This window comes from Micromonospora sp. NBC_01638 (assembly GCF_045209745.1).
In the GTDB taxonomy this organism is placed as follows: Bacteria; Actinomycetota; Actinomycetes; order Mycobacteriales; family Micromonosporaceae; genus Micromonospora.
Genome location: NZ_CP109273.1, coordinates 1,210,173 through 1,233,180, shown reverse-complemented (window position 1 = coordinate 1,233,180; position 23,008 = coordinate 1,210,173). Strand labels below are relative to the sequence as shown.

The window sequence follows — 23,008 nt, the reverse complement described above, 5'->3', positions numbered from 1 at the left end:
GGCACCCTGGTCAGCGTGTCCACGCTGCGCGACCTCGCCGAGGAGCACACCCATCTCCGTCCGGCCGACATCGACCACCTGCACCGGATCGCCGGCGACTGGCAACTGCTCTCCGATCTGTCCTTCGCTGACCTGCTGCTCTGGGTGCCGGTCGACGCCGACGGCACGTTCCTCTGCGTCGCCCAGGTCCGCCCGACCACCGCGCCCACCGCGTACCAGGACGACCAGGTGGGGCGGATCGTCGGCGGGCCGGAGGTGGCTCACCTGGGGGTGGCGTACTCCCAGGGCCGGATCTGGCGGGAGGGCGACCCGGTCTGGTACGGCGACGTACCCGCCCGGCACGAGGCGATTCCGGTTCGTCTGCGGACCGCCGAGGGAGAGGCCGGCGAGGTGATCGCCGTGGTGGGCCGGGACACCAACCTCTCCACCGCGCGTACCCCCAGCCAGTTGGAGCTCAACTACCTGACCACGGCGGACGACCTGGCGCAGATGATCGCGGATGGCACCTTCCCGCCACCGCGGCACCCGGGCGAGACCACCTCCGCGCCCCGGGTCGGCGACGGCCTGGTCCGGCTCGACGCCGGCGGCAAGGTCACCTACGCCAGCCCGAACGCGCAGTCCGCGTACCGCCGACTGGGCTACGCCTCCCACCTGGTGGGCGAGGACCTGGCCGCGCTGCACCGCCGGCTCGCCGGTGACCCGCTGGACGGTACCGAGGCGGCGAACGGCATCCTGGCCGCGCTGCGCGGTGAGGCGCCACCCCGACGGGAAATCGACGCGCGCGGTGCCACGATGCTCACCCGGGCGCTGCCCCTGATGCCCGCCGGGGTGCCGATCGGCGCGCTGGTGCTGGTCCGGGACATCACCGAGGTCCGCCGCCGCGACCGGGCACTGATCACCAAGGACGCCACCATCCGGGAGATCCACCACCGGGTGAAGAACAACCTCCAGACCGTTGCCGCGCTGCTGCGGTTGCAGGCCCGCCGGGTCTCCATGCCGGAGGCGCGGGTCGCGCTGGAGGAATCGGTCCGCCGGGTCGCCTCGATCGCCCTGGTGCACGAGACGCTCTCCATGTCCAGCGACGAGGCGGTCGAGTTCGACGGCATCGTCGACCGGGTGGCCAGCGCGGCGACCGAGGTCGCGGCGACCGAGGTGAGCGTCGGCATGCGCCGGCGGGGCAGCTTCGGCGTGCTGCCGGCGGAGATCGCCACCTCGCTGGTGATGGTCCTCAACGAGTTGCTGCTCAACGCCGTCGAGCACGGCTTCCCGCCGGCCGACGAGGCGGACGAGGCCGGCGTGCCCGCCGCCACCCCGGGCCTGGTGCCGGTCGTCGTACCCGAGGTCGATCCGTCGGTGCGTCCGGAGGTGGTGGTCTCGGCGCACCGGTTCCGCAAGATGCTGCACGTCTCGGTCACGGACAACGGGCGTGGGCTGCCGCCCGACTTCGACGCCGAACGTGGCAGCCGGCTCGGCCTCCAGATCGTCCGGGCCCTGGTCACCGGGGAGCTGCGCGGCACCATCGAGCTGCGCGCCGGTGCCAACGGCGGCACCGAGGCGGTGCTGGTCGTCCCACTGGCCCGCAGCGCCCCGGACGGCCGTTCACAAGCCTGAGGGACGCGTTCCGGCCTGTCCCGTCCGGTCAGGTCAGCGGCCGGGGCGGCTGGTCAGTAGGGCGACGGTCAGGCCGGGCCGCTGCCAGACCTGGGTGACGGTGAAGTCTGCGCGTAGCGCGTCGCCCTTGGCGCCCCGCACGGCGCCCAGCGGCTCGGCATGCCGGCCGGCGACGACCAGCCACACTCGTGGCGTGCCGGCCAGGCACTGCGCCGGTTGGGGGCACTCGGCGGCCCACAGGTCGCCCCGGCGGACCTCGTCCTCGGTGACCAGCACGTCCCTGGGCGGGTTGGCGAGGTGGTACTCGATGCCGAGGTCGAGGAAGAGCCAGCTGTGCCGGGGCGAATAGACCACCGCATCGCCCGGTCGCTGACCGTCGGCGATCACCCGCGCCACGCCCGTGTAGTCCACCGGCGCGCTGCGTGGCCACTCGTGGGTCCGCCGCAGCGCCGCCTGGTCGGGCAGGCCGAGCAGCCCGGCCAGGACCACCACGACGAGCGCGGCCGGCGCGGCCACCGCGGCCAGCGCAGCGCCCGCGAGCAGGCACGCGAAGGGCACCACGAAGACCAGGTACCGGGGCACCCACAGTGGCACGACCGCGCCGGCGGCGAAGAGCAGCAGCACGGGCAGCAGCACCGCGCTCACCGGCAGCAGGGCGCGCCGCCCGAGCCGGGCCACGCCCAGCGCGGCGACCCCGATCAGCACGCCGCCCACCACGCTGCTCTGGGCCACGCCGCCGGGCAGCGCGGTCAGGTCGTCCAGCCGCGCCAGGCCGACCCAGTTCAGCTGCCGGGACTGCTGTGTCCGGGCCTTGAGCAACAGCGGACCGGCCAGCAGCGCGACCGGCACCACGGCGACCACCCACCGCCACACCCGCCGGTCCCGCTCCACGGCGGGATGGGCCGGGCTGGCGATGCCGGCCGCGGTCGGGCCGCGCCACCAGGCGAGCAGGACGACCAGCCCGTGCGCGGCGAGCAGGGTGAGCGCGATCAGGTGGACGAGTCCGAGAGCGGCGACGGCGGCGGCGTAACCAGCCCAACGGGCCCAGCCCGGTCGGCGCAGCGCGGTCACCAGCAGCAGGGTGGCGAGCACCGCGAGCATGGTGGCCAGGGCGTACGGGCGGGCTTCCTGCCCATAGCGGGAGGTGCCGGGGAGCACCGCGAACAGCAGCCCGGCGAAGAGGCCGCCGCGCCGGTCGACGAGCCGCGCGCCGAGCACGGCGAGCAACCCGGCGGCCACGGTCATCGCCAGCACAGCCGGCACGCGGAGGGCGATCGTGGAGTCGCCGGCGACGGCGGTCCAGACGTGCATCAGCAGGTAGTACGGCCCGGTGGCGGCGTCGATGGTGCCGGCCAGGCGGGCCAGGTCGCCGGGCGAGCGGGTGGCCGCGCTCCAGGTCGCCAGCTCGTCGCGCCAGAGCTGGGCGGAGCCCAGCCCGGTCAGGGTCACCGCCAGGGTCAGCAGCGCCGGCGGGAGCCAGACCGGCACGCGGCGCAGGCGGTCCCACGCCGCCCCGGTCGACTCGGACAATCTGCCCACGGTCCGAGCCTGCCACGGCCATGCGGTCCGTGGTGTCAGCCGGCGGCAGGCGTCTGAACCGTCCTCGGTGACCAGCTGGTCGGGTGGCCCTCGGCCCGTGATGTGGGATCCCGCACGTGGACATTGGCCGGCCCCCACGCCGTGTGGCAGCATAGGCCCATGACCGCCGCTGTCATCCGCCGCTTCGTGGCTCGTCGCCACGTTGATTACGGCCGCGTCCGCAGCGCGATCTGTCCGGCCGACTGACGACGCCCGACCAATCCGTCTCGGGCGCGCTCCGCGCCGGCTGTCTCAGACACCGTTGTCCCGCCCGATCTCGGGCTGGCCGCCGCGCCCCGCGCGTGCCCCGAGGCACAGCAGACAACGGAGGACGCCGCGATGGCGGTCAGCAGCATCCCGGCCCGTTCCGAGGACCCGACGGCCCGCCCGGCCCGGGCGCCGCGCCGGCCACGGGGTGAGGGTCAGTGGGCGCTCGGCCACCGCGAGCCCCTCAACGTCAACGAGCGCATCAAGAAGGACGACGACCCGCTCAACGTCCGGGCCCGCATCGAGACCATCTACGCGCACGGCGGCTTCGCCTCCATCGACCCGCAGGATCTGCGCGGCCGGTTCCGCTGGTGGGGCCTCTACACCCAGCGCAAGGCGGGCATCGACGGCGGGCGCACCGCCGTGCTGGAGCCGCACGAGCTGGAGGACGAGTTCTTCATGCTCCGGGTCCGCATCGACGGCGGTCAGCTCAGCCTGGCCCAGCTGCGGGTGATCGCGGACATCTCCCGGGAGTTCGCCCGGGACACCGCCGACATCACCGACCGGCAGAACATCCAATACCACTGGATCCGGGTCGAGGACATGCCGGAGATCTGGCGACGGCTGGAGTCGGTCGGCCTCCAGACCACCGAGGCGTGCGGCGACTGCCCCCGGATCGTGCTGGGCAGCCCGGTCGCCGGGGTGGCCCGTGACGAGGTGCTCGACCCGACCCCGGCGCTGGACGAGATCGTTACCCGGTATATCGGCGACAAGCAGTTCTCCAACCTGCCCCGCAAGTTCAAGACGTCGATCTCCTGGTTGGTGGACACGCCGTACGAGTCGAACGACATCGCCTTCCTCGGTGTCGACCACCCCGAGCACGGCCCCGGCTTCGACGTCTGGGTCGGCGGCGGTCTCGCCACCAACCCGATGCTGGCCCAGCGGCTCGGCGTCTGGGTGCCGCTGGCGGAAGTGCCGGACGTGTGGGCCGGGGTGGTCGGGATCTTCCGCGACTACGGCTACCGCCGGCTGCGCAACCGCGCCCGCCTGAAGTTCCTGGTGGCCGACTGGGGCGTGGAGCGCTTCCGCGAGGTCCTGGAGAAGGACTACCTCGGCCGGACGCTGCTCGACGGCCCGGCGCCGGTGCTGCCGTCGAAGCCGATCGACCACGTGGGCGTGCACGAGCAGGCCGACGGGCGGCACTACGTGGGCGCCGCCCCGGTGGTCGGGCGGGTCTCCGGCGTGCAGCTCACCCAACTGGCCGATGTGGTCGAGGCGCACGGCAGTGACCGGGTACGGCTCACCCCGTACCAGAAGCTGCTGGTGCTCGACGTGCCGTCGGAGCGCACGGAGTCGCTTGTCGACGCGCTGCGCGGGATCGGCCTGGAGGCGCGGCCGTCGGCCTGGCGGCGCGGCACGATGGCGTGCACCGGCATCGAGTACTGCAAGTTGGCCATCGTCGAGACGAAGGCCCGCGGTGAGGAGTTGGTGGCCCGGCTGGAGCAGCGGCTGCGCGACTTCGACGCGGACATCTCGATCCACATCAACGGCTGCCCGAACGCGTGCGCGCGCACCCAGGTGGCCGACATCGGGCTCAAGGGCCAGTTGGTGGTCGGCCCGGACGGCCGACAGGTGGAGGGCTTTCAGGTGCACCTCGGCGGCGGGTTGGGCATGGCGCGGGGGCAGACCGCCGGTTTCGGCCGCAAGCTGCGCGGCCTCAAGACCACCGCCGAGGAGCTTCCGGAGTACGTGGAACGACTGGCCCGCCGTTACCTGGCCGGTCGGAGCGAGGGCGAGACGTTCGCCAACTGGGTGATCAGAGTCGACGAGGAGGAACTGCGGTGAGCAGCGAGAACCGAGCGGCACCTCTGTACTGCCCGTACTGCGGCGAGGAGGACCTGCGGCCGCACGAGGCGGGGCACGGCGCCTGGGAGTGCCACGCCTGCACCCGGGTCTTCTCGGTGAAGTTCACCGGGCTGCTCCCGCGGGCGGTGACCCGATGAGCCTCGTCTCCGCCGCAGGCCTGGGCCTGGTCGGCCCGGCTGGTCCGACGCCGGCCGACCCGGCCCGACGCAGCCCGGACGAGCTGCGGGCTCTGGCCGAGCAGGCGGCTCAGGAGTTGGAGGGCGCCCCGGCACTGGAGATCGCCCGCTGGGCGGCGCAGACCTTCGGTGACCGGTTCTGCGTCACCAGCTCGATGGCCGACGCCGTGCTGGCCCACCTGGTGTCCCGGGTGGCCCCGGGGGTGGACGTGGTCTTCCTCGACACCGGCCTGCACTTCCCCGAGACGCTCCGGGTGCGCGACGAGGTTGCCCGGACGCTGCCGGTGAACGTCCGCTCGATCCGGCCCCGGCTCACCGTCGGCCAGCAGGACGGCCAGTACGGCCCCCGGCTGTTCAACAAGTCGCCGGACGACTGCTGTCAGCTGCGCAAGGTGGAGCCGCTGGAGCGGGCGCTGACCGGGTATGACGCCTGGGCCGCGGGCCTGCGTCGGGACGAGTCGCCGACCCGGGCCAACACGCCGGTGGTGACCTTCGACGCGCGGCGCGGCAGGGTGAAGGTCAACCCGATCGCGGCGTGGTCGCAGGGGGATGTGGATGCCTACATCGCCCGCTTCAATGTGCCGGTCAACGAGCTGTTCAAGCAGGGTTACGGCTCGATCGGCTGCTGGCCGTGCACCCGCCGCACCAAGGCCGGTGAGGACGCGCGGGCCGGCCGGTGGGCCATGTTCGAGAAGACCGAGTGCGGGCTGCACGTCTGACCTCCCCGGCGACGACCCCGACCGGCCCCGGTGCGGCCGGCGGGGCGGATCCGGTGGTGCTGGTCGCGCACGGCAGCCGTGATCCACGAGCGGCCGATGCCACCCGGGCACTGGCCCGGGCCGTGTCGGTGGCCCGGCCCGGCACACCGGTGTGGGCGAGCTGGCTGGACCACACCGAGCCAGGGCCGACCGAGGTGCTGCGCGACCTGGCCGTGGCCGGCCACCGTCGGGCGGTGCTGGTGCCGCTGCTGCTGACCGCCGCGTACCACCATCGGGTGGACATTCCGGCGGCGATCGTCGCGGCGGCGCAGGCGGGGCCACCGATGGCGGTACGGGTGACCGATGTGCTCGGCCCGGCGGACGGAACCGTCGACCCTGGGCTGTTGGCCGGGCTGCGCCGTCGGCTCGGTGAGGCGCATCCGGGCCGTTTCGACGCGCTGGTGCTGGCCGCGGCCGGGACCCGGGATGCACGGGCCCGCCGCTCGGTGGGCCGGGTTGCGGACGCGCTCGGCGTGGAGTTCGGGGTGCCCTGCCGGGTGGCGTACGCCTCAGCGGCTCCACCGGCGGCTGGCGTGGCGGTGTCCCGGCTGCGGGCGACCGGCGCACGCCGGGTCGCGGTGTCCGCGTACTTCCTGGCGCCGGGCCTGTTCCACGACGCGGTGGCCGAGGCGGCTCGGGTGGCCGGTGCGGTGACGGTCGCCGCGCCGTTGACCGACGCGCCGGAGCTGGTCGAGCTGGTGCTGCGCCGGGTGGACGACCCGCCCGGCCGGCACGTGGTGACACCGGTGGGTTGACCTGTTCCGGTGCTGGACAGCGGAACGCCCCGGTGGGCGAACCCACCGGGGCGTACAGCTGTGTCGTTGGGAATCAGGCGGAGTGAGCGCGCAGCACCCGGAGGCCGCCGCGCCGCTTGACAGCGCGCCGCTCCTCCTCGCTCATTCCGCCCCAGACGCCGGCGTCCTGACCAGACTCGAGTGCCCACTGCAGGCACTGGTCGGTCACGGAGCAGCGCCTGCAGACGGCCTTGGCCTGCTCGACCTGCAGGAGAGCCGGTCCGGACGTCCCGATTGGGAAGAACAGCTCCGGGTCCTCGTCGCGGCAGACAGCATGGTGACGCCAGTCCATGGCGGCAACACTCCTCATTCTGGATGGGTGGCAAACAATTGCTTGTCGTGCTTTTCCTATATGCATCCGCAGTGCCGATGGTGACAGTTGGCGTCTGTCCATTCGGCAGTGCGTGAGCAGGCGGTTCACACCGGGGACCTGCTGGAACAGCTCAACTTGACGAGCATATCCAGGCAATGTCCCGGTAACTCAAGTTCGCTTGTGAATACTTTCACGAACACTCGTGATGTCAAGGGTGACGCTCGGAAAAACTCCGAGCGGTGAGCAAGCCCACAACCCATTTGTCCGGGTTTCAGCGCTTACCCGGTTACCCGCCGTGCCACAGCCGAGGATCAATATAGTACAGTGCGCGCGACATTGCTGACATTTCCGGCACCTGCCCCTCGGTGTGGCGACCGTGTCGATGCGGTTGTGGCCACCGTGTCGACCTGAGGCAGTACCCCGAGACCTAGCAGATTACTCTCAGTGCGGCCGGAACGGAGGTGAATCTGACTTTCTCCCGCTCGCCGAGATAGTCGCCGTCCAGCTGGAACGCCTGCGGACGGCTGGAGACCAGCGTGAACTCCGGCGTGTCATGGAGTCGTAACACTTGCCGACCGTGTGGATTCGGCTGCCGAGACAGGAACTGCGTCACTGTTCGTGTTGTGCTAGCCACCCGGAGCTGACGCAACGCCAGCACATCCAGCCCGAGGTCGAACGACGCGGCCGGGTTCGGGTTGACCTCCCGGTCGCCCAGGTACGTCCAGGGCGCCGTGTTCTGGATGATGACGGTGGCCAACTCGGCCTCTTCCGGCTCGTCCGGACGCTCCAGGACGATCGCCGGATGGCGCCGGTCCGAGGCGAGGAAGTACTGGTTCATGATCGAGCGCAGATAGAGCGTCGGCGTGGACACCCGGCCCTTGCGCCGGGCCTGCTCCACCCGGTGGATCACCGCGGCGTCCAGCCCGAACCCGGCGCAGAAGGTGAAGTAGCGGTCGTCCGCGAGGCCGAGCCCAACCGTCCGGCTCCGGCCCAGCCGCAACCCTTCGAGGATCATGCTGGTCGCCTCCGGCCACTCCCGGGGCAGGCCCAACGCGCGGGCGAACACGTTGGTCGAGCCACCCGGGACGGTTGCCAGCGCGGGCAGTCGCTCGGCCATCGGGGCGTCGTCGGCGCGCATCGGCGGGTCGGCCGTCATCAGGCCGTTCACCACCTCGTTCACGGTGCCGTCGCCACCGAGGGTGACGACCAGGTCGACCCCCTCCGCGGCGGCCTCCCGGGCCAGCGCCACGGCGTGCCCGCGCCGGCGGGTGTAGCGCACGCTGAGGTCGACTTCGCTGCGCAGCGCCCGGACCAGCACGTCCCGGCTGCGTTCGCTGGTGGTGGTGGCCTTTGGATTGACCACCAGGACGGCGCGCATGGGCGGCACTGTACCTCTCAGAAGCCCGGGTATCGTGGCCCGCGTGACCATCGACTCGGCCCCGTTTCCCGTCACGCTCCGCTGGGCGGTCCGGCTGCTGTGGGCGGAGGCGGCTGTCGTCGGGCTGATCGCCGCCTGGCTGGTCTGGGCCAACCTCACGGCCACCACCACCGATCTTCCGTCGGCGTTGCTGGTGACCGCGTTCGCCATCGGTGCGGCGGTCGCGCTCTGGGCGCTGGGCCGTGCGCTGCTGCGTTGTCAGGCGGGCGCACGCGCCCCCGCGATCGTGCTTCAGCTGATGCTGCTGCCGATCGGGTGGTTCATGATCCAGGCTGGGCTGGGCTGGCTGGGCGTGCCGTTGATGGCGCTCGGCCTGGGTGTGGGCTGGCTGCTGGTCAGCCCTCCGACGACCCGGGCCCTCGGCTTCGAGTGACCGGGCCGGCGGGCGCTGGGCCGGTCAGTAACCGCCGGAGCGGCGGGTGAGCAGCGCGATCGTGGCCCGACCGTCGGTGGCCGTGGCGGACGCCGAGGTGGTCAGCGCGGTGAGCACCTTCCAGGCAAAGGACGCCTCGGCGGGGAGCGTGGCACCGCGCACGGTCGGCACGGTCACCTCGACGCTCAACGCGTCCTCGGTGACGGCGAAGCGGCACTCCAGCTCGGCGTCGCGGGTGGCGATGGCGAGCAGCATGGCGCACGCCTCGTCCACCGCGATCCGCAGATCCTCGATCTCGTCGAGCGCGAACTGCAACCGGGCCGCCAGACCGGCGGTGGCGGTGCGGAGCACGCCGAGGTAACCGCCGTCGGCCGGCACCGTGAGGTGCACCACGTCGTCGTCGGTCGCCGGCTGGCCAGTCAGTTGAGTCACGCCTCATCCCCCCGGTCGGGGACTCTACCCGGTCGGTCGCCCGTACGCGTGTCGACGGCGGTGGCATGGTCGGCCAGATCGCGCAGCGCGTCGCCGCTGAGCCGGTAGGGGACCCACTCGCTCATCTGCTCCGCGCCGATCGAGGCGTAGAACCCGGCGGCCGGGTTCCAGTCGATCATCCACCACTCCAGCCGACGGTAGCCGCGTCGTACGCAGATGTCGGCCAGGGTGGCGAGCAGCAGCCGACCCGCCCCGGTGCCCCGGGCGGCCGGCCGGACGTAGAGGTCTTCCAGGTAGATGCCGTGCACGCCGGCCCAGGTGGAGAAGTTGAGGAACCACAGCGCGAAGCCGACCGGCTCGTCGTGCTGGTCCACGGCGACGTGCCCAAAGAGCGCCGGGACGGGATCTGGAGCGGTCGCGAACAGGGCCGAGGTCAACTGCTCGGCGGTCAGGTGGCACTGGTCGGGGGCACGTTCGTACTCCGCCAGCTCGTGCACCATGGCGACCACGGCCGGCACGTCCTCGGGACGTGCCGGCCGGATCGTTGGTGTGACCGGTGAGGTCACGCCTTCTTGGTCTCCCAGAAGATCTTCGAGATCTCGTCGATCTTCGCGAGCAGCTTTTCGGCGGTGGCCGGGTCGAGGCTGCCCTTGACGCCACCGGCGCCGGCGAGCTTGGTGGCCTCGTTGAACAGGCTGTGCAGGTTCGGGTACTTCTCGAAGTGCGGCGGCTTGAAGTAGTCGGTCCAGAGCACCCAGAGGTGGTGCTTGACCAACTCGGCGCGCTGCTCCTTGATGATGACGGCGCGGGTGCGGAACTCCGGGTCGGTGTTCGCCTGGTACTTCTCGCAGATCATTTTGACCGACTCGGCCTCGATCCGAGCCTGAGCTGGATCGTAGACACCGCACGGCAGGTCGCAGTGAGCGCTCGCGGTGACGCGGGGCGCAAGGATGCGCGGAAGTCGCATCGGGATCCTCCATGGGAAGTTTGCGATGATCAAAGGCGACATTACTCCTGGGAGTGCTCCCCGAACCGGGTGGAGGTGAAACCGATGAGTCCTGATCACCCGGCCGAGGCCGTCCGGTTGCGGAAACCGCTCACCGCTGTTCTGGTGACCGGACCGTCCATGGCGCCGGCGCTGCGGCACGGCGACGCGGTGCTGGTTCGCCCCGGTGGTCGCCCGATCCGACCCGGAGACGTGGTGGTCGCGGTCTTCCGGACCCGCCCCGAGTTGCTGGTGGTGAAGCGCGCGGTCCGGCCGCAGGACGGCGGCTGGTGGCTGCACGGGGACAACAACCTGATCACCGATGACTCCCGGGCGTACGGGGTGGCCGACGTGCGGGGGAGGGTGGTGGCCCGCTACTGGCCGCGCCCCGGACGGGTTCCTCGTCACCAGTTATGACCCTGCTCACATCCGAGCAGCAGTGCCGACACTATGCTCGGAAGTGCCCGGGTGACCCCCCGCACCGCGTGCCACCGCTCGCCGCCCACCTCGCGGCCGGGCCGGCCGCCCCGTCTGCTCGACAGATCCTGGAGTCACCGCCATGTCTTCGTCCACCGTGGACCCCGCTGATCCCGTCTTCCTGCTGCACCGGGGCGGCAAGATGGCCGTCACCTCGACCGTGCCGCTCACCAGCCGGGAAGATCTCTCCCTGGCGTACACCCCGGGGGTGGCCCGGGTGTGTGAGGCGATCGCCGCCGATCCCACCCTGGTGGACGACTACACCTGGGTGTCGCACGCGGTCGCGGTGGTCACTGACGGCTCGGCGGTGCTCGGGCTCGGCAACATCGGCCCCCGCGCCGCGCTGCCGGTGATGGAGGGCAAGGCGGTGCTGTTCAAGCAGTTCGCCGGGGTGGACGCGGTGCCGATCTGTCTGGACACCCAGGACGTGGACGAGATCGTGGCCGTGGTGCGGGCGCTGGCCCCCTCGTTCGGCGGGATCAACCTGGAGGACATCAGCGCGCCGCGCTGCTTCGAGGTGGAGAGGCGACTCGACGAGGCGCTGGACATCCCGGTCTTCCACGACGACCAGCACGGCACCGCGATCGTGGTGCTCGCCGCGCTGCGTAACGCCGCCACCCTGCTCAACCGCAAGCTCGGTGACCTGCGGGTCGCGGTGAGCGGCGCGGGCGCGGCCGGGGTGGCCGTCACGAAGATGCTGGTCGCCGGGGGCGTCAACCCCGACCAGGTGGTGGTCTGCGACTCCAAGGGGATCATCGGGCCGCACCGCACCGAGCTGACCGGCACCAAGGCCGAGTTGGCGGCGAGCACCAACGCGGAGGGCCGCCGCGGCGACATCACCGAGGCGCTGCGCGACGCGGACGTGCTGATCGGGGTCTCCGGTGGGCAGATCCCCGAGGCCGCGGTGGCCGGGATGGCGCCCGGCGGGATCGTCTTCGCGTTGGCGAACCCGACCCCGGAGGTGCACCCCGAGGTGGCTGCCCGGCACGTCGCGGTGGTCGCCACGGGGCGCAGTGACTACCCCAATCAGATCAACAACGTGCTGGCGTTCCCGGGGGTGTTCCGCGGCGCGCTGGACGCCGGCGCCACCCGGATCACCGAGGCGATGAAGGTCGCCGCCGCGGACGCCATCGCCGGCGTGGTGGCCGAGTCGCTGACCGTGGACGCGATCGTCCCGTCTCCGCTCGACCTGCGGGTCGCGCCGGCCGTCGCCGCGGCGGTCGCCGAAGCCGCCCGCCGCGACGGCGTCGCCCGTCGGTAGGGCCGGCACTTCTTAACGGGCGCTCAGCTTGTTACCGTGCCGATCATGCGTGCTGCCTTCGCCTCCCGCTTCGACGACGCCGATCCGCTCGCCGCGCTCACCGTCGGTGAGCAGCCCGAGCCGACCCATCCGGCCGACGGCTGGGTGACCGTGCAGTTGCGGGCCACCTCGCTCAACCACCACGACCTCTGGTCACTGCGCGGGGTGGGGCTCACCGAGGCCCAGCTGCCGATGATCCTCGGCTGCGACGCGGTCGGGCTGGACCCGGAGGGGCACCCGGTGGTCGTGTACCCGGTGGTAGTCACTCCGGGTGACCCGCGCGGCGTCTCCATCCTCTCCGAGCACTTCTCCGGGACGCTCGCCGAACGGGTCGCCGTACCCCGGTCGAACCTGATCCCGCTGCCCGACGGCATGGCGGCGACCGACGCGGCGTGCCTGCCCACGGCCTGGCTGACCGCGTGGCGGATGCTGACCACCAAGGGCCGCGTCGCGGACGCGGACAGCGTGCTGGTGCAGGGCGCGGGCGGCGGCGTCGCCACCGCGGCCGTCGCGCTCGCCGTCGCGATGGGCAAGCGGGTGTACGCGACCAGCCGTGACGCCGCCAAGCGGGAACGGATCGCCGCCCTCGGCGCCACCGCCGTGGAACCCGGTGCCCGGCTGCCGGAACGGGTCGACGTGGTGATCGAGACGGTCGGCGCGGCCACCTTCGACCACTCGCTGAAGTCGGCCGCGCCGATGGCCCGGATCGTGGTCTCCGGCGCGACCGCCGGGCACGAACCGGTAGTCAACCTGCGCCGGGTCTTCGCGATGCAGTTGGAGATCCTGGGCACCTCGATGGGTACGCCCGGCGAGCTGTACGAGCTGCTGACGTTCTGTTCCGACAACGAGGTGCGCCCGGTGGTGGACAGCGTCATCCCGTTCAGCCGGGTCGAGGACGCCTTCGCGCGCATGCACTCCGGCGACGCCTTTGGCAAGATCGTCATCGACCACACGGCCTGACGCCCCGCGCGGCCAGACGCCTCCGCCCCGCCGCCCGCAAGATCGCGCAACATCATGAAAGTAGTGGCCTCGGCGTCGTGAGAGGCCACTATTTCCTGGTTGTTGCGCGATCTTGATCGGCCAGAAGCCGTAGGCGCGTGCGGCTCAGAGGTGGTCGTCGAAGGTGGCGATGCCGCCGCGGGTGGCGTCGGTGGGGATGCGCTTCTTGGCCTCCGCGTCGCCGTACAGCGACCAGCGGAGGAACTCCACGGACGTGTCCGAGACCACCCGCAGCGTCGCGCCGTCACTGAGCAGCGCCCGCCCGTGGTCGCCCTTCGGCAGGCTCAGCATCGCCTTCGGCCAGGGCACCTTGTCGTACGCGGCCTTACCCGCCGCGTACTCGACCACCTCGTCCAGCTCCCCGTGCACGAACAGCTGCGGCGCGGACGCACCGGCGAACGCGGTGCCCACGCCGAGCGCCGTGCCGGCGAACACCACGCCCGCGTCCAGCCGTTCGTCCCGGCTGGCGGTGAAGAGCCCGATCGTGGTCACCCCGCCCGCCGAGTGCCCGGCCGCGGCCACCCGGTCACCGTCCAGTCGGCCACGCAACGGGTCGCCGGCCTTGCCGTCCAGCGCCAGCACCTGGTCCAACGCATACGACACGTCGGCCGGTTGGTTGAGCACGTCGAGGACGTTGCCGTCGCCGCCCTTGGAGGTGTGCGGGAAGGTCGGCGCGGCCACCACGAAACCCGCCGCCGCCCACCGGGTCAGCAGCGTGGCGTAATCGTCCGGCCGCCCGCCCAGGCCGTGGCTGAACATCACCACCGGAAACCGGCCGCTCGCGGCTGCCGCCGACCGCTTGACCGCACCGCCTGCCTCCCCGGCCGCCGGGTACCAGAGGGTCACCGGCAGCGCACGGCCGTCCCGGTCCAGCTTGAGCTGGCGTACGCCGACCGCGAAGGCACGCTCCGGGGCGGTCCCGGCAGGGACCTGCGGCGCCGGCGTGGCGGCCGGCGGTGGCTCGGCGGGCGCCTGCCAGCCCTCGTTCGTGCGGGCATCCGTGGAGCAGCCGACCAGACCGGCCATGAGCAGGGCGCTGGCCATCAGTGCGGGGGTGAAGCGACGGGACATGAACTCAATTGTGCCCTGTCCCGCAGAGTCGTTTGATGCATCCCGGAGGTGGTGAAGTCGGGTGTGCGGGAACGCGGGAGCGGCCCACGAAACCGGCCGCCGCCCAGCGGGTGGTCAGGCCGGTTCACCTCCACCGGCCGGGTCCCACCCGGAACGACGTGGGCCGGGGGCGGTGCCGCGGAACCGGTTTCGCTAGGGTCACCGGCATGCCTGAGAACTACACCGACCCCAGTGGCAACACCGAGGCGTTCCGCGCCTTCAGTCAGACGCCGGAAGCCGCGGCGCCGACGGAGGCTTCGTCCCGCACCCCTTTGATCGTCGGTGCGGTGGCGGCCGTCGTGCTGGTGGTGGCTCTCGTCGCCTGGCTCGCCTAGGTTTTCGGGCCCCCGCGCCCGATCGTCAGCGGCCTCCGACCACGTCCCGGGCCTCCCGCGCGATCTCCCGTTCCTCGTCGGTGTGGATGACGCAGACGCTCACCTCGGCGCCCTCGGGTGAGATCAACCGGTCGCCGTCGCCGTCGTTGCGGGCCTCGTTCACGGCGATGCCGAGCCGCTCCAGGCCGGCCAGCGCGGCGGCCCGGACGGGCGCCGCGTGCTCACCGACCCCGGCGGTGAAGGCGATCGCGTCGACCCGGCCGAGCAGCGCGTAGTACGCACCCACGTACCCGGTGATGCGCCGGCAGTACACGTCGAAGGCCAGCTCCGCTGCCGGGTCCCCGGCCGCCCGGCGCTGGAGCACCTCGCGCATGTCGTTGACGCCGGTCAGCCCCAGCAGGCCGCTGCGGTGGTTGAGCAGGTCGTCGATGTCGTCCACCGACAGCCCACCCTCCCGGCGCAGGTGGAAGATCACGGCCGGGTCCAGGTCGCCGCTGCGAGTGCCCATCACCAGCCCCTCCAACGGGGACATGCCCATCGAGGTGGCGACGCTGCGACCGTTCGCGACCGCGCAGGCGCTGGCCCCGTTGCCCAGGTGCAGCGTGATCGTGTTGAGCTGCTCGTACGGGCGGCCCAGCAGCTCGGCGGTGCGGCGGGACACGTACGCGTGCGAGGTGCCGTGGAAGCCGTACCGGCGGATGCCGTACCGCTGCGCGGTGTCCAGGTCGATCGCGTACGTCGCGGCGGCCTCCGGCAGGGTGTGGTGGAACGCGGTGTCGAAGACGGCGACCTGCGCGACGTCCGGCAGCGCCGCGCGGGCCACCTCGATGCCGGCCAGGTTGGCCGGGTTGTGCAGCGGGGCGAGCGGCACCAGGTTCTTGATCGCGGCCAGCACCGCGTCGTCGACCAGCACCGGGGCGGTGAATCTCCGGCCACCGTGGACCACCCGGTGCCCCACCGCCGCCAGCCCGGTCAGGTCCAGCCCGTCCAGGATCTGCCGGACCGCACTGGTGTGGTCCGCCGGGCCGCCGCCAGGCTCACCGATCCGTTCGACGGTGCCCTGGTCGAGCACCCGGTCGCCGTCGTAGTGGCGCCACTTCACCGACGACGACCCGCAGTTGAGCACCAGCACCCGACTCATGAGGCCTCCTCGGTGGCCGCCTGGATGGCGGTGATCGCCACGGTGTTGACGATGTCCGGCACTCCTGCGCCACGGGACAGGTCGTTCACCGGCCGGCGCAGGCCCTGCATGACCGGGCCGACGGCGACCGCCCCGGCGGAGCGCTGCACCGCCTTGTACGTGTTGTTGCCGGTGTTCAGGTCCGGAAAGATGAAGACCGTGGCCCGACCGGCGACCGGGCTGCCCGGCAGCTTCGTCGCCGCCACCGCCGGGTCGATCGCCGCGTCGTACTGGATCGGCCCCTCGACCAGCAGGTCGGGCCGGCGCTCCCGGACCAGCGTGGTGGCGGTGGCGACCTTCTCCACGTCCGCGCCGGCGCCAGAGCTGCCGGTGGAGTACGACAGCATGGCCACCCGAGGTTCGATGCCGAACCGGGCGGCGGTGTCGGCCGACGAGATCGCGATGTCGGCGAGCTGGGCGGCGTCCGGGTCGCGGTTGACCGCGCAGTCGCCGTAGACCAGCACCCGGTCCGCGAGCAGCATGAAGAAGACGCTGGAGGCCACGGAGACCTCCGGGACGGTACGGATGATCTCGAACGCCGGTCGGATGGTCGCGGCGGTGGTGTGCGTGGCGCCGGAGACCATGCCGTCGGCCCGTCCGGTCGCCACCATCAGGGTGGCGAAGTAGTTGGGTTGGGCCACGATGTCGTGCGCCAACTCGGCGGTGACGCCCCGGTGGGCGCGCAGCCGGGCGTACTCGGCCGCGAAGTCGTCGCGCCACCCGCTGGTGACCGGGTCGACCACGTTCGCGTCGCCGAGGTCGATGCCCAGTTCACGGGTCCGCCGGGCGATGTCGTCCGGCCGGCCGAGCAGCGTCAGCTGGGCCACCCCACGACGGAGCAGGATCTCCGCCGCGCGCAGGATCCGCTCCTCGGTGCCCTCCGGCAGCACCAGGTGCCGGCGCTGCGAGCGGGCCCGGTCGAGCAGCTCGTTCTCGAACATCAGCGGGGTGACCCGGGTCGACCGGCTGACCCGCAGCCGGCGGGCCAGGTCGTCGGTGTCCACGCAACGCTCGAACGCGCCGAGCGCGGCCTCCACCTTGCGAGGGTTGGCCGCGCTGGGCCGACCTTCGATGCGACTGGACGCGGCCACCGTGTCGTAGCTGTCGCTGCGCACGGACAGGACCGCCAGCCCGGTGTTCAGCCCCTCCACCAGCCGCATGACCCTGGGGTCGGGCTGCTCGCCGAGGGTGAGCACCAGCCCGGCCACCGACACCTGACCGGCCACGTGCGCGGCGCTCGCGGCGACGAGCAGGTCGGCCCGATCCCCGGGGGTGATCACCAGGGCGCCCTCGGTGAGGTGGCCCAGCAGGGTTGGCACATGCGCCGCGCCGACCACGAAGTCCAGCACGTCCCGGCCGAGCGCCGCGTCGTCACCGGCCAGCAGGGTGGCGCCGAGCGCCGCGGCCACCTCGGCGACCGTCGGCGCCGACACGCTCGGCACCTCCGGGATGGCGTACGCGGGGACCGGCAGCTCGGGCAACGTCATCGGCTCGACCACCCGGTTGGCGATCATCGCGAGCACGGTCGCGCCCAGGTCGGCCAGATCGTAGTACGCCCCCCGCATCGCGGCTGCGACAGCCGCCGGCTCCTGCCCGAAGCCGTCCACCACCGGCACCACCACGCTGCCGAACTCGGTGGCCAGCCGGGCGTTGAAGGCCAGCTCCCGGGGATGGGCCGGGTCGCCCGGGTCGTCGAAGTCGCTGCCCACCACGACCACCGCCGGGCACTGCCGCTCCACCGCCCGGTAGCGCTCGACGATGCCGAAGATCAGCTCTTCGCGCCGGCCGTCGGCGACCAGCGCTGCGGCCTCGGCGTAGCTCGCCCCGGCCAGCTCAGCCAGCGGCACCTCCACCCGGTAGCGCTCGCTGAGCAGGGCGAGGATCGGGTCCGGGCCGGTGTCGGCGACCAGCGGCCGGAACACGCCGATCCGACCGACCTGGCGGGACAGCAACTCGGCCAGCCCGAGGGCAATTGTCGACTTGCCCCCGCCCGACCCCACGCTGGTCAGATACACACTGCGCGCCACGGCCTCACGCTACAAGATCGCGCTAAGTAGCGCCGGGGTCCGGTGGCCCGGGCCGTCCGGGCCGGTCGTCAGGGCAACGCCGTCGTGGCGGTCTGCCCGACCTCCTCGTCGGAGGGTGGCACGTCGGGCAGCACGGCCATCCGGAAGATCGCATCGCTCTTGGCAAGCCAGGCGGTGCCGAAGGCGGACACGGCGACAATTTCGCACCACAGCAGCGGCTGGAGCCGCTGGTGGACATCCGTGGGTAGCGCCCTGCTTGCCAGCGCAACCACGATCGCCGCCAGGATGAGCAGGCCGCAGGTGCGGTAGAAGCGGTTGGCGACGCGTCCGGGAGGCACGCCGGCGCGGTCGGACCGGGTGAACAGAAACAGGCAGAAGACGGCGAGGAGCAGGAACAGGGCCGAGGCCGCGACCTGGTGCACCACCCCGACCGCCCGGCCGTCGCCGCTGGTGCCGTCGGTCGATGCGTCGACCGTGATGGGAAAGAGTGCCACGACGATCGCGAGCGTCCCGGCGATCGTGCCCAACAGGTCGTCCGGCCGGCGGTAGCGATAGGCGATCAGGAACACCCCGATCGCGCACAGGGCGCCGACGAACACGTCGCGCATCTCAGTGTGGTAATACGCGCTGAGCGAGTCGAGGATGACGACGCGACGGGTGGCGACCATGTGGCCGACCACCAGCACGATCGGCAGGGCGATGCCGACCGATCCAACGCCGAGGCGCAGGTGGCGTACGGTCGCCGCGTCCTGCGGGGGCTTGTCGAGCTTCGGGTTCATGGTTCGCCTCCTGGCGTCCGGCGGCGTGGGATCCGGCGGGCCTGGTGGAACCGGAGACGCTGCCCTCCAGTGGACGTCACGGAGAGAGGCGAGTCAACCGCTGAACGTTACTCATCATCGGGGTCGTCGAGCCGCGCCAGCCAGGTTGCGAAGCGCTCGACCGGGGTCTCGAACTCCGGGTTCAGGTCGACGAAGTCGCGCAAGCGCTCACCCAGCCACTCCAGGGTGACCTGCTCGTCACCTCGGCGTTCGACCAGCTCTTCGATGCCACGGTCGGTGAAATACATCGGTACGTCCTTGTGCTTGGCCCGGCTCCGGCCGGGCAGGTGGGCGGGTGGGCCGACGGAGCCGGGGCAGGGCCGCGGTGAACGGCCCTGCCCCGGCTCTCGTGCTGCGGTCAGGTCACGGGCGGGGAAGTGCCGCCTCGATCAGCGCGTTCTGCTCCACCTCGTGCGTCTTGGCGGAACCGACCGCCGGGGCGGCCGCGGCCGGGCGGGAGATCCGGCGCAGCCGCACGTCGGTGAGGTGCTCCAACAGGTTGAGCGCCACGAACGACCAGCCGCCCTGGTTGGCGGGCTCCTCCTGGACCCAGGCGAAGTCCTCCGCGTTCGGGTACTGCGCGAGGGCGGCCCGGATCTCCTCCACCGGCAGCGGGTACAGCTGCTCGATCCGGATGATCGCGGTGTCGGTGATGCCGCGATCCTGGCGGGCCTGGAACAGGTCGTAGTAGACCTTGCCGGAGCAGAGCAGCACCCGCTTCACCGTCTCCGGTGCCGGGGCGGCCGTGTCGCGCAGCACCGGCTGGAAGGTGCCGGTGGTGAAGTCCTCCACCGACGAGATGCAGAGCTTGTGTCGCAGCAGCGACTTCGGCGTGAACACCACCAGCGGCTTGCGCTTGGGCGACAGGGCCTGGCGGCGCAGCAGGTGGAAGTAGTTCGCCGGGGTGGTCGGGATGGACACCCGCATGTTGTCCTCGGCGCACATCTGCAGGAACCGCTCCGGCCGGCCGGACGTGTGGTCCGGGCCCTGGCCCTCGTGGCCGTGCGGCAGCAGCAGGGTGACGGCGGAGCGCTGGCCCCACTTCACCTCGCCGGACGAGATGAACTCGTCGATCACCGACTGGGCGCCGTTGACGAAGTCGCCGAACTGGGCCTCCCAGGCGACGAGCGCGTTGATGTTCTCCACCGAGTAGCCGTACTCGAAGCCCATCGCCGCGTACTCGCTGAGCAGCGAGTCGTGCACGAAGAACCGGGAGCGCTCGCCGTCGCCGGTGAGCGACATCAGCGGCAGGTAGTCGTCACCGGTGCGGGAGTCGACCACCGAGGCGTGCCGCTGGACGAACGTGCCGCGCCGCGAATCCTGCCCGGCCAGCCGGACGGTGACCCCGTCGTGCAGCAGCGACCCGAGCGCGATGATCTCGCCGAAGCCCCAGTCGATGTTGCCCTCGACGGACATCTTGGCCCGCCGGTCCAGCAGTTGCTGGATCCGCTTGTGCGGGGTGAAGCCCTCCGGCAGGTTGATGTGCGCCTCGCCGATCGCCTTCACCACGGACGCGTCGGTGGCGGTGTCGACCTGCGGCTCCGGCTCCTCCTCGCGGTGCGGCCGGTTGAGCTGGCGCGGTGCCGAGGCGGCGTCCCGGGTGGCCTTGAAGACCTTCTCCAGCTGCGCCTGGTAGTCGCGCAGCAGCTCTTCCGCGTCCTCCACGGTGATGTCGCCGCGACCGATCAGCTCCTCGGTGTAGAGCTTGCGGACCGAGCGCTTCGAGTCAATGATCTTGTACATCTGGGGGTTGGACATCGACGGGTCGTCGCCCTCGTTGTGTCCGCGCCGGCGGTAGCAGACCATGTCGATCACGACGTCCTTGTTGAACGTCTGCCGGTATTCGAAAGCCAGCCGGGCCACCCGGACCACGGCCTCCGGGTCGTCGCCGTTGACGTGGAAGATCGGCGCCTGGATCATCCGGGCCACGTCGGTGCTGTAGAGGCTGGACCGGCTGTATTCCGGGGCGGTGGTGAAGCCGACCTGGTTGTTGACCACCACGTGCACGGTGCCGCCGGTGCGGTAGCCGCGCAGCTGCGACAGGTTGAGCGTCTCGGCGACGACCCCCTGCCCGGCGAACGCGGCGTCACCGTGCACCAACAGCGGCAGCACGGTGTAGCCCTCCAGCTTGAGGTCTATCCGGTCCTGCTTGGCCCGGACGATGCCCTCCAGCACCGGGTCGACAGCCTCCAGGTGCGACGGGTTGGCCACCACCGACACCTTGACCGCGTGCTCGCCGTCGGGGGTGGTGAACTTGCCGTTCTGGCCCAGGTGGTATTTCACGTCGCCGGAGCCCTGCGTCGAACGCGGGTCCAGGTGACCCTCGAACTCGGAGAAAATCTTCTCGTACGGCTTGCCGACGATGTTGGCCAGCACGTTGAGCCGACCCCGGTGCGCCATGCCGATGACGACCTCGTCCAGACCGTTCTCGGCGGAGCACTCCAGCACCTCGCCGAGCAGCGGGATCAGCGACTCGCCGCCCTCCAGCGAGAAACGCTTCTGGCCGACGTACTTGGTCTGCAGGAAGGTCTCGAACGCCTCGGCGGCGTTGAGCCGGTTGAGCACGTGCTTCTGCTCGTCGGCGGCCGGCTTCTCGTACTTGCGCTCGATCCGTTCCTGGATCCAGCGCCGCTCCTCCGGGTCCTGGATGTGCATGTACTCGATGCCGACCCGGCGGCAGTACGAGTCGCGCAGCACGCCGAGGATCGAGCGCAGCTTCATCCGCTGCCGGCCGGCGAAGCCGTTGACCGGGAACTCGCGGTCCAGGTCCCACAGGGTGAGCCCGTGCTGGAGGACGTCCAGGTCGGGGTGCTTGCGGATCTTGAATTCCAGCGGGTCGGTGTCGGCCATCAGGTGACCCCGCACCCGGTACGCGTGGATCAGCTCGTGCACCCGGGCGGTCTTGTTGATCTGGCCCTCGGAGTTGACCGCCACGTCGCGCATCCACCGCACCGGCTCGTACGGGATGCGCAGCGAGGTGAAGATCTGGTCGTAGAAGCCGTGCTCGCCAAGGATCAGCTCGTGCATCACCTTGAGGAACTCGCCGGACTGCGCGCCCTGGATGATCCGGTGGTCGTACGTGCTGGTCAGCGTGATGATCTTGCTGACGGCCAGCTCGGCGAGGGTGGCCTCGGACATGCCCTGGTAGGGGGCCGGGTATTCCATCGCGCCGACACCGATGATCGCGCTCTGCCCCTGCATCAGCCGCGGCATCGAGTGCACGGTGCCGATGCCGCCCGGGTTGGTCAGCGAGATCGTGGTGCCGGAGTGGTCGTCCATGGTCAGCTCATTGCGCCGCGCCCGCCGGACCACGTCCTCGTACGCCTGCCAGAACTGCCGGAAGTCCATCTGCTCGCAGCCCTTGATGGAGGGGACCACCAGGTTGCGGCTGCCATCCGGCTTGACCAGGTCGATCGCGATGCCGAGGTTGACGTGCGGCGGGCGGACCACCGCCGGCTTGCCGTTGGTCTCGGCGAAGGAGTTGTTCATCTCGGGGTGCTGGACCAGCGCCCGGACCAGTGCGTAGCCGACCAGGTGGGTGAAGCTGACCTTGCCGCCGCGCCCCCGGGCGAGGTGGTTGTTGATCACGATGCGGTTGTCCACCAGCAGCTTGGCCGGGATCGCGCGCACGCTGGTCGCGGTCGGCACGCTCAGCGAGGCGTCCATGTTCTGGACGATCTTCGCGGCGACACCGCGTAGCGGAGTGGTCTGCGGGCCGTCGGCGCTCGGCGCGGCGGGCTTCGCAGCCGGCTTGGCCGGGGCGGCCTTCTCCGGTGCGGCCTTGGTCGGAGCCGGCGCGGCGGCGGCGGGCTTGGCTGGTGCCGACCGGGCAACGGCCGGCTTGCTCGCGGTCACCGGCTGCGCCGTGGCGCTCGGCTGGCTGACCGTGGCGGCTGCCTCCGGCTGGCCGTCCGGCTGCGGCGCGGCGGCCGGCTTGTCCGACGACTCGGCCTCACTCGGCGTGCCTGCGCCCGGCGCCGGGCGGTAGTCGGCGAAGAAGTCATGCCAGGCCGAATCGACGCTCGTTGGGTCGGCGAGGTAGCGCCGGTACATCTCCTCGACGATCCACTCATTCGGGCCGAAACCCGCTAGCGGGTTCTCCTGCGAAGTCTGCTGGGTCGACACGGCCGGTAATCGCCTCTTTCACGCGGGTTTTGTGTGGCACGCGGTGTGTCCCTTGCGCCCGATTAGGGCACGGACTGGACGGGTCCCAGGCTACGCCGTAAAGATC

General features: G+C 71.5%; 22 protein-coding genes. 10 read left to right on the top strand and 12 right to left on the bottom strand.

All coding sequences use genetic code 11. The features are described 5' to 3' along the window. Positions 1-15: 15 nt before the first annotated feature. Positions 16-1,611 (top strand): histidine kinase N-terminal domain-containing protein, encoded by a 1,596-nt coding sequence (locus tag OG811_RS05705; RefSeq protein WP_406075545.1) that lies wholly within the window; start codon positions 16-18, stop codon positions 1,609-1,611. A gap of 33 nt (positions 1,612-1,644) precedes the next feature. Here the strand turns inward: OG811_RS05705 and OG811_RS05700 are convergent, their stop codons facing one another. Next, positions 1,645-3,150, bottom strand: coding sequence for a glycosyltransferase family 39 protein (locus tag OG811_RS05700; RefSeq protein WP_406072660.1), 1,506 nt, complete (start codon positions 3,148-3,150; stop codon positions 1,645-1,647). 378 nt (positions 3,151-3,528) lie between these two features. Here OG811_RS05700 and OG811_RS05695 point away from each other — a divergent pair, with 378 nt between their 5' ends. The 4 genes from OG811_RS05695 to OG811_RS05680 are packed head-to-tail and all read left to right on the top strand — an operon-like array spanning position 3,529 to position 6,951. Further along, positions 3,529-5,241, top strand: coding sequence for a nitrite/sulfite reductase (locus OG811_RS05695; protein ID WP_406072659.1), 1,713 nt, complete (start codon positions 3,529-3,531; stop codon positions 5,239-5,241). Continuing rightward, positions 5,238-5,399: a hypothetical protein gene (locus tag OG811_RS05690; RefSeq protein WP_377532964.1), complete on the top strand. Its 162-nt coding sequence runs from the start codon at positions 5,238-5,240 to the stop codon at positions 5,397-5,399. Before OG811_RS05695 ends, OG811_RS05690 begins: the two co-directional genes overlap by 4 nt. Further along, complete coding sequence (locus tag OG811_RS05685; RefSeq protein WP_406072658.1) at positions 5,396-6,157, top strand: phosphoadenylyl-sulfate reductase; 762 nt, start codon at positions 5,396-5,398, stop codon at positions 6,155-6,157. The genes OG811_RS05690 and OG811_RS05685 overlap by 4 nt, the downstream gene beginning before the upstream one ends. Then, the gene (locus OG811_RS05680; protein ID WP_406072657.1) at positions 6,139-6,951 is read left to right on the top strand and encodes a sirohydrochlorin chelatase; all 813 of its coding nucleotides are present in this window, start codon (positions 6,139-6,141) and stop codon (positions 6,949-6,951) included. The genes OG811_RS05685 and OG811_RS05680 overlap by 19 nt, the downstream gene beginning before the upstream one ends. A 73-nt stretch (positions 6,952-7,024) precedes the next feature. Here OG811_RS05680 and OG811_RS05675 read toward each other — a convergent pair whose 3' ends face one another. Together OG811_RS05675 and OG811_RS05670 are read right to left on the bottom strand one after the other, a co-directional pair. Beyond that, positions 7,025-7,282, bottom strand: coding sequence for a WhiB family transcriptional regulator (locus tag OG811_RS05675; RefSeq protein ID WP_007072794.1), 258 nt, complete (start codon positions 7,280-7,282; stop codon positions 7,025-7,027). Between the two features lie 448 nt (positions 7,283-7,730). After that, positions 7,731-8,681, bottom strand: a complete 951-nt coding sequence (locus OG811_RS05670; RefSeq protein ID WP_406072656.1) for a diacylglycerol/lipid kinase family protein — start codon at positions 8,679-8,681, stop codon at positions 7,731-7,733. Here OG811_RS05670 and OG811_RS05665 point away from each other — a divergent pair. Beyond that, positions 8,680-9,114, top strand: coding sequence for a hypothetical protein (locus OG811_RS05665; protein ID WP_406072655.1), 435 nt, complete (start codon positions 8,680-8,682; stop codon positions 9,112-9,114). The genes OG811_RS05670 and OG811_RS05665 overlap by 2 nt on opposite strands. Before the next feature lie 24 nt (positions 9,115-9,138). On the opposite strand, the gene OG811_RS05660 is transcribed toward OG811_RS05665, so the two are convergent. Genes OG811_RS05660 through sodN form a run of 3 tightly spaced genes read right to left on the bottom strand, consistent with a single transcriptional unit; the run spans position 9,139 to position 10,513 of the window. Continuing rightward, positions 9,139-9,546 (bottom strand): anti-sigma regulatory factor, encoded by a 408-nt coding sequence (locus OG811_RS05660; RefSeq protein ID WP_406072654.1) that lies wholly within the window; start codon positions 9,544-9,546, stop codon positions 9,139-9,141. Then, the gene (locus OG811_RS05655) at positions 9,543-10,112 is read right to left on the bottom strand and encodes a GNAT family N-acetyltransferase (protein WP_406072653.1); all 570 of its coding nucleotides are present in this window, start codon (positions 10,110-10,112) and stop codon (positions 9,543-9,545) included. Before OG811_RS05655 ends, OG811_RS05660 begins: the two co-directional genes overlap by 4 nt. Beyond that, positions 10,109-10,513 (bottom strand): superoxide dismutase, Ni, encoded by a 405-nt coding sequence (gene sodN, locus OG811_RS05650; protein ID WP_406072652.1) that lies wholly within the window; start codon positions 10,511-10,513, stop codon positions 10,109-10,111. Before sodN ends, OG811_RS05655 begins: the two co-directional genes overlap by 4 nt. An 84-nt stretch (positions 10,514-10,597) precedes the next feature. On the opposite strand from sodN, the gene OG811_RS05645 reads away from it, so the two are divergent. The 3 genes from OG811_RS05645 (at position 10,598) to OG811_RS05635 (ending at position 13,268) form a co-directional block, all read left to right on the top strand. Then, complete coding sequence (locus OG811_RS05645) at positions 10,598-10,948, top strand: S24/S26 family peptidase (protein WP_406072651.1); 351 nt, start codon at positions 10,598-10,600, stop codon at positions 10,946-10,948. Between the two features lie 142 nt (positions 10,949-11,090). Beyond that, positions 11,091-12,269: an NADP-dependent malic enzyme gene (locus OG811_RS05640; RefSeq protein WP_406072650.1), complete on the top strand. Its 1,179-nt coding sequence runs from the start codon at positions 11,091-11,093 to the stop codon at positions 12,267-12,269. A 36-nt stretch (positions 12,270-12,305) separates the two neighbouring features. Further along, entirely contained in the window at positions 12,306-13,268 is a 963-nt protein-coding gene (locus OG811_RS05635) for a zinc-binding dehydrogenase (protein WP_406072649.1), read from the top strand. A gap of 144 nt (positions 13,269-13,412) precedes the next feature. On the opposite strand, the gene OG811_RS05630 is transcribed toward OG811_RS05635, so the two are convergent. After that, complete coding sequence (locus OG811_RS05630) at positions 13,413-14,378, bottom strand: alpha/beta hydrolase family protein (protein ID WP_406072648.1); 966 nt, start codon at positions 14,376-14,378, stop codon at positions 13,413-13,415. 206 nt (positions 14,379-14,584) lie between these two features. Here OG811_RS05630 and OG811_RS05625 point away from each other — a divergent pair, with 206 nt between their 5' ends. Then, on the top strand, positions 14,585-14,752 hold the full coding sequence (locus OG811_RS05625; protein ID WP_406072647.1) for a hypothetical protein: 168 nt from the start codon (positions 14,585-14,587) through the stop codon (positions 14,750-14,752). A gap of 25 nt (positions 14,753-14,777) precedes the next feature. Here the strand turns inward: OG811_RS05625 and OG811_RS05620 are convergent, their stop codons facing one another. The 5 genes from OG811_RS05620 to OG811_RS05600 form a co-directional block, all read right to left on the bottom strand. Further along, positions 14,778-15,893, bottom strand: a complete 1,116-nt coding sequence (locus OG811_RS05620; protein WP_406072646.1) for an acetate/propionate family kinase — start codon at positions 15,891-15,893, stop codon at positions 14,778-14,780. Continuing rightward, positions 15,890-17,959, bottom strand: a complete 2,070-nt coding sequence (gene pta, locus OG811_RS05615; protein WP_406072645.1) for a phosphate acetyltransferase — start codon at positions 17,957-17,959, stop codon at positions 15,890-15,892. Before pta ends, OG811_RS05620 begins: the two co-directional genes overlap by 4 nt. 68 nt (positions 17,960-18,027) lie before the next feature. Further along, the gene (locus OG811_RS05610; protein WP_406072644.1) at positions 18,028-18,738 is read right to left on the bottom strand and encodes a DUF998 domain-containing protein; all 711 of its coding nucleotides are present in this window, start codon (positions 18,736-18,738) and stop codon (positions 18,028-18,030) included. A 107-nt stretch (positions 18,739-18,845) separates the two neighbouring features. Then, a complete protein-coding gene (locus OG811_RS05605) occupies positions 18,846-19,025 on the bottom strand; it encodes a DUF6104 family protein (protein WP_406072643.1) in 180 nt (59 codons plus the stop codon). Positions 19,026-19,140: 115 nt separating this feature from the next. Next, positions 19,141-22,902, bottom strand: a complete 3,762-nt coding sequence (locus OG811_RS05600; RefSeq protein WP_406072642.1) for a multifunctional oxoglutarate decarboxylase/oxoglutarate dehydrogenase thiamine pyrophosphate-binding subunit/dihydrolipoyllysine-residue succinyltransferase subunit — start codon at positions 22,900-22,902, stop codon at positions 19,141-19,143. Positions 22,903-23,008 lie beyond the last annotated feature (106 nt).

Bases quoted from the DNA above. Each gene is read 5' to 3' on its own strand.
- OG811_RS05675 (WP_007072794.1), bottom strand. From the start codon at position 7,282: ATGGACTGGCGTCACCATGCTGTCTGCCGCGACGAGGACCCGGAGCTG.
- OG811_RS05630 (WP_406072648.1), bottom strand. From the start codon at position 14,378: ATGTCCCGTCGCTTCACCCCCGCACTGATGGCCAGCGCCCTGCTCATG.
- OG811_RS05645 (WP_406072651.1), top strand. From the start codon at position 10,598: ATGAGTCCTGATCACCCGGCCGAGGCCGTCCGGTTGCGGAAACCGCTC.
- OG811_RS05670 (WP_406072656.1), bottom strand. From the start codon at position 8,681: ATGCGCGCCGTCCTGGTGGTCAATCCAAAGGCCACCACCACCAGCGAA.
- OG811_RS05605 (WP_406072643.1), bottom strand. From the start codon at position 19,025: ATGTATTTCACCGACCGTGGCATCGAAGAGCTGGTCGAACGCCGAGGT.
- OG811_RS05665 (WP_406072655.1), top strand. From the start codon at position 8,680: ATGGGCGGCACTGTACCTCTCAGAAGCCCGGGTATCGTGGCCCGCGTG.
- sodN (WP_406072652.1), bottom strand. From the start codon at position 10,513: ATGCGACTTCCGCGCATCCTTGCGCCCCGCGTCACCGCGAGCGCTCAC.
- OG811_RS05610 (WP_406072644.1), bottom strand. From the start codon at position 18,738: ATGAACCCGAAGCTCGACAAGCCCCCGCAGGACGCGGCGACCGTACGC.
- OG811_RS05620 (WP_406072646.1), bottom strand. From the start codon at position 15,893: ATGAGTCGGGTGCTGGTGCTCAACTGCGGGTCGTCGTCGGTGAAGTGG.
- OG811_RS05640 (WP_406072650.1), top strand. From the start codon at position 11,091: ATGTCTTCGTCCACCGTGGACCCCGCTGATCCCGTCTTCCTGCTGCAC.
- OG811_RS05695 (WP_406072659.1), top strand. From the start codon at position 3,529: ATGGCGGTCAGCAGCATCCCGGCCCGTTCCGAGGACCCGACGGCCCGC.
- OG811_RS05685 (WP_406072658.1), top strand. From the start codon at position 5,396: ATGAGCCTCGTCTCCGCCGCAGGCCTGGGCCTGGTCGGCCCGGCTGGT.
- OG811_RS05625 (WP_406072647.1), top strand. From the start codon at position 14,585: ATGCCTGAGAACTACACCGACCCCAGTGGCAACACCGAGGCGTTCCGC.